Source organism: Amycolatopsis thailandensis (assembly GCF_002234405.1).
Taxonomy (GTDB): Bacteria; Actinomycetota; Actinomycetes; order Mycobacteriales; family Pseudonocardiaceae; genus Amycolatopsis; species Amycolatopsis thailandensis.
Genome location: NZ_NMQT01000335.1, coordinates 1 through 746 on the forward strand (window position 1 = coordinate 1; position 746 = coordinate 746).

General features: G+C 71.4%; 1 protein-coding gene and 1 pseudogene. Both read left to right on the plus strand.

What is annotated here, in order from left to right; all coding sequences use genetic code 11:
• A pseudogene (locus tag CFP71_RS42720) lies at positions 1-344 on the plus strand (hypothetical protein); the annotation flags it as partial.
• Positions 341-700 carry a hypothetical protein gene (locus tag CFP71_RS42725; protein WP_093939476.1) on the plus strand — a complete coding sequence of 120 codons (360 nt, stop codon included), beginning with the start codon at positions 341-343 and terminating at the stop codon, positions 698-700. The pseudogene CFP71_RS42720 and the gene CFP71_RS42725, both read left to right, overlap by 4 nt.
• Positions 701-746: the final 46 nt, after the last annotated feature.

The following is a 746-nucleotide window of genomic DNA, read 5'->3' on the forward strand; positions in this document are numbered from 1 at the left end:
TGCTCGCGATCGCCGCGTTCGGCACACCGGTGTTCGCCGCGCCCGGCTACACCGCTCCGGGTCTGTGGTCGGACTTCGGCGCGGCGTCGTGGGGCCTGCTCGGCGCGCTCGCGGTCGTCCTCGGCCTGTACGCGCTCGTCCCGCGTTCGCGGCCGATCGCGGCGGCGGCCGCGTTGGCCGGTGCCGCGCTGGTGCTCGGCCTGCGCGCGGCGGAATTGCCGCTCGTCGGCTCGGAGTACGACGGCTCTTCGGCGGGGATCGGGTTCTGGCTCGCGCTGGGCGCCGCCGTCGTCTCCCTCGTCGCGGCCGGGATGGCCGTCGCGGGCTCGCGGCGGTCCGCGTGACACGTCGTCTCCTTCGTGTCGTGCTCGCCGAGTTCGATGTCGAGGAAGGCGCGTCGGTCGCGCTGGGGAGAGCGCTGCGCGACGACGGGATCGAGGTCGTCTACGCCGGGCGCCTCGACACCGCCGAGCAACTACTCCGGACGGTCGAACAGGAGGATCCGGACATCCTCGGCGTCGTGCGTGGCGCGAGTGAACCGGAAGGGCTCGCCGATGCCCTCCCGGACGTCCTTCTCTTCGCGGTCGGTAACGGCCCGAGCGGATTCGACAACGCCTTCGAAAGCCTGGAAGAGGCGGCGAACTGGGTCTCCGGTGTGCGGTCTCACACCGTGGAAACACCGTCTGACCGCGTACGGTGACCGACTTCACCAGGTGCGGAGTCCCCTGCTTCTGCGCAGGTCGCTA